The organism is Curtobacterium sp. B18 (genome assembly GCF_000333375.1).
Lineage (GTDB): Bacteria > Actinomycetota > Actinomycetes > Actinomycetales > Microbacteriaceae > Curtobacterium.
Genome location: NZ_BACZ01000248.1, coordinates 1 through 4446 on the forward strand (window position 1 = coordinate 1; position 4446 = coordinate 4446).

General features: G+C 74.0%; 2 protein-coding genes and 1 pseudogene. 1 reads left to right on the top strand and 2 read right to left on the bottom strand.

Annotated elements, in window-relative coordinates:
• A pseudogene (locus I5E_RS21325) lies at window positions 1-438 on the top strand (SDR family NAD(P)-dependent oxidoreductase); the annotation flags it as partial.
• A gap of 131 nt (window positions 439-569) precedes the next feature.
• On the opposite strand, the gene I5E_RS24295 reads toward I5E_RS21325, so the two are convergent.
• Both I5E_RS24295 and I5E_RS24300 read right to left on the bottom strand, forming a co-directional pair.
• Entirely contained in the window at window positions 570-1364 is a 795-nt protein-coding gene (locus I5E_RS24295) for an SGNH/GDSL hydrolase family protein (RefSeq protein ID WP_022906256.1), read from the bottom strand.
• A 131-nt stretch (window positions 1365-1495) separates the two neighbouring features.
• Window positions 1496-4324, bottom strand: a complete 2829-nt coding sequence (locus tag I5E_RS24300) for an ABC transporter permease (RefSeq protein WP_022906257.1) — start codon at window positions 4322-4324, stop codon at window positions 1496-1498.
• Window positions 4325-4446 lie beyond the last annotated feature (122 nt).

Sequence of the window (4446 nt, forward strand, 5' to 3'; positions counted from 1 at the left end):
GCCCGATCGAGGTGCTGCAGTACAAGCCCCCTGCCCGCCAAGGAGTACATGCGACCGGTGCTCGAGACCACGGCGGAGGACCTCGTCGGCCCGATCGAGTTCTCGGTCTACGGCTCGGTGAACGCCGTCCGCCAGGTCCTGCCCGGCATGCGCGCGATCGGCCACGGCACGATCCTGTTCGTCAACGGCGGGAGCGCGGTGCGCCCCGGCGCGCGGGTGACCGGCACGTCGGTCGCCTTCGCGGGCGAGAGCGCCTACGCGCAGCTGCTGCACGACGCCGTCCGGGACGAGGACGTCCACGTCGGTCAGCTCATCATCCCGTTCGGCATCGACGACGGGCAGCCGGAGCACTCCGGTGCGGCGATCGCGGACCGCCTGTGGGCGATCCACACCGAGCGCGGTGCGTTCCGGACGTACGCCGAGCCGCTGCCCGAGTGACGGACTGACGGACGGGAGCGCGCCCCGCTCAGCGGCAACGCGAAGCGTTGCGCGGGGCGCGCCGACCGAGCCTGCGAGGGAGGAGTGCGGGCCCGACCCGCGCCTCCCGTCCGCCCCCGGTCGCGTCGCGATCAGCGTGCGGCGCGCGTGATCGCGGTCGCCATCACGCGGGCGACGACGACGTTCGTCGCCGCGTCCCCGTGGATGCCGTCCGCCGAGGCGCCCCGGACCCACGCGCCGTCCGTCTGCCGGAACCGGGCGAACGGGTCGACGTACGACCAGCCGTGGTCCGCCGCGTCCCGTTCCAGCGCCCGGCTGAGCACGAGCTGTCCCGACCGACGGTCGGCGCCCCACTGGCTCCAGGTCCAGTCCGACGGCGGCCCGGAGACGACCAGCACGTGCTGCGCGCCGACCTTCCGGACGACGGCGTCCACGTTCGCGATCGTCGTCGCGGTCGGGATCGCCTGGTTCACGTCGTTCGTGCCGAGTTCGACGACGAGGACGTCCGCGTCCGGCACCGGGCCGATCTCGTGGAGGACCTGGTCGGAGCGGTAGCCGCTGTGCGCGTAGCCGCCGACGGCGTGGAACCGGGTGTCCGGCACGAGGTCGTGCAGCCACGAGTCCGGCCGTGCCGTGATCGAGTCGCCCGCGTACGCGAAGGTGGTCGCGCCGGACCGGTCGCCGGTGCCGAGTGCACCGGTGACGGCGTCGCCCGGCGTCGCGGCACGGAGCCGGGTCCCGCCGGTGGTCGTGGTGTCCGCGCGTTCGACCGGGGCCGCCGTGACGTGGCTCGTGGACGGAGCGCGCTCGCCCGCGCCGGTGCTCGCCGACACGACGGCCGTGCCGACGACGAGGGACCCGCCGGCGACGAGGCCGGCGGCGGTGACGATGCTCGCGACGAGGGCGAGACGACGGGTGCGGGACACGACATCAGGTATCCCCCGGATCCGCCTGCCGTACCAGTCCCCAGACCTGGGGAACCGCGCTGCTGGCTGTGGGTCTTCGCGGCTGTTCCCAGCCGGCCGCCACCGTCGGGTCCGGGACCCGCCGCGTCCGGTCACGGCGTGCGCCGGAGGGCCACGCGGTGGCGGCGACCCGCGAAGAGCCAGGTCCCCGCGGTCACGAGCACCGGCAGCCCGATCGCGAGGAGTGCGAGCACGGGCCAGTCCGCCACGAACGGCAGGTGCGTGGTGCCCGTCGGCCCGGCCGTGAACCGGAGGGTGAGTGCCCGGATGGGCAGCAGCCCGAGCAGCGTGCCGACCACCGCACCGACGGTCGTCAGGATCGCTGCCTGCCACGCCGACACCCGTCGCCGGAGCACCGGTGCCGCACCGACCGCGTCGAGGACCTCGTCGTCGCGTCGACCGTCCGAGCGGGCCAGCCCGATGGCGACGGCGGTCGCGCCGATCGTCACCGCCGCGGCGAGTGCGAGGACGATCGCCTTGACGATGCCCTGCGCGTCGACCGGACCGGTCTCGTACTGGAAGTACGGGCCGCCCCAGCGCTGTCGGTCCGCACCGCCGAGGCTCTGCCACGCCGAGGTCAGCTCGTCGGACTGCGCGGGGGTGATCGGCTCGGTCTGCTCCGTCACGAGCATGCCGTCCACCGCCGGGACCCGGTACCGCTCGGCGGTCTCCGGGGTCATGAAGACGCCGACCTGGATGCGGGGGGTCTGCACGTCGAGCACGGCGGGGATCGTCGTCGTGGCGTCCGGACGGGTCTTGGCCGTGATCGCGGGGCTGTTCGACGTCTGGTCGCGGAACGCGTCGATCCGGACCTGGCCGTCGTGCGCGTACTCCGGCCACAGGGCGACGGCGCGGCCCGAGGTGAGTGCGTCGCGGACCTCGGCGGACGGACGGTGTCCGGTGAGGACGGCGTAGTCGTCGACCGTGCCGGTCCAGATGTGCGGCGCCGAGGTGTCCTGCGACTCCAGGTACCGCGAGCAGGACGTGGTGTCGTTCGTCGGGCAGTCCGTCCGGCCCCAGGAGTGCAGGAGCGAGATCGTCGACGGTCGGTCGCCGGCGATGTCGGGCACGACACCGAGCACGCGGACCCGGTCGTGGTCGAGGACGCCGGAGACGATCGTCGCCGCCTTCGCCGTGACGGAGGCGTCGTACCCGCTGTCGCTGCCGTCCTCGTTCGAGAGCGAGACGTCGGCCGTCGCGACGCCCACGGCGGTGCGGTACTCGTAGTCGCGGACGAACTGGGCGTGCTGCGACGCGCTCCACGTGATCACCACCGAGGCCACGAACACGACGCTCATGACGCTCGCGAGCACCGGCACGGTGCGCACCGGGTTGCGCCGGGCGTCCCGCGCGGCGAGGCGGGCGGAGAGCCCGAGCCGCGTCGCGGTCCTGGACACGAGGGCGAGGAGCCACGGTGACGACATCGCGACCCCGAGCTGCATGAGGCACGGGCCGATCGCGACACCGGCGCCGACGATCCAGGCGAGGTGGTCCTGCTGCACCGGGCGGTCGTTGAGCAGGAGCACGCCGGCACCGCACGCCAGGGTCATCACGCTGCCCGCGACGACGAGCACGGGTGCCCAGATCCGTCGGCGGCGTTCGGCGCGCGGGTTCACCGCGGCAGGCCGGAGCGAACCGCGGAGCGCCGCGAGGACGTTCACCCGGGTCGCCGCACGGGCCGCGACGAGCGCCGACACGAGACCCGCGAGGACGGCGGCGGCACCGATCGACAGGACCAGGCCGGCCGGGATGTGCAGCCCCGGCCACGTGCCGACGTTGCCGTTGTCCGCGAGACGGAACGCGAGCACGCCGACACCGGTACCGAGCGCGACCCCGAGGACGGCGCCGGTGAGCCCGAGCACCAGCCCGGACCCGGCCACGATCGACCGGACGAAGCGACGGTCCCCACCGACGCTCGTGACGATGGCGTACGAGCGGGTGTCCGCCCGGGTGCCGACCAGGAACGCGGCGCCGGCGAGCAGGGCGACCTCGAACATCGCGAAGACGCCGAGCAGCGCCATCGCCCCGAGGAACCAGCCGATCGGGCTGCTGAGGCCGGCGCCGTGCAACCGCTCGTCGGGCGGGTTGAGCACGACGGGACGCGACTGCACCGTGATGCCGTGCGCGTTCAGCGCGCGGATCTCCGACCACGTCGGGGCGTCCGAGGCCAGGTACACGGTGACGTCGTACGGTGCCGGGCCCGCGTCCGTCATCGACGGCGTGGTGGTGCCCCACGGCAGGAAGACGCCCTGGGCGCCCGGGTCGGACGCGGCGTCGCGCATGGTGCCCGTGATCGTGAAGCGCTTCGTCACCGGGTCGGTCAGGTCGACCGTGTCACCGATCGACGCGCCGAGCCGCTGGAGCGTGGCCGGTGTGACCATGAGTTCGTCGCGGCTGGTCGGTGCCGCACCGTCGAGGACGTGCCAGTGGCCGTCGAGGACCCGTGACCAGACCGAACCCTCGACCGCCTGGATGCCGATGGGGCCCTTCGGACCGGTCAGCACGATCTGCGCCGAGGTGACCGGGATCGACACGGCACCGGCGGGTACGTGGTCGAGGAGGTCGGCGAACCGGGCCTCGCCGTCGGACTCGGCGACCGGGCTGCCCTTCGCCGACTCGGTGTACTGCCACTGGACCGGGTCCTGCCGCATGCCGGGCAGGTCCGGGCCGACGACCTGCATCTGCGCGACCGCGTGCCCGAGGTCGTAGCGCAGTGCCTCGGCCTGGGTGGGCTGGGTGGACTGCACCACGACGGACACCGCGGCGAACCCCGCGGTGGGGATGCCGATGAGCGCGACGATGAGCGCCGCCCGTCCGGCCTTCGCGAACGCCAGCCGTCGACCCAGCCGGAGCGCCGGACGCAGGGCGAACGGGGTGCGGCGGGCCGGGCGGGCGTCGGCACGGCGCCGACGCGCACTCACGACGCGGCTCGGTCCGTGAGCGCCATCTCGACGCCGGAGTACACGGTCTCGTCGACGACCCGACCGTCGCGGAGGAACACGATCCGGTCCGCCCCACGCGGCGTGCCGGGCGTCGTGGGTGA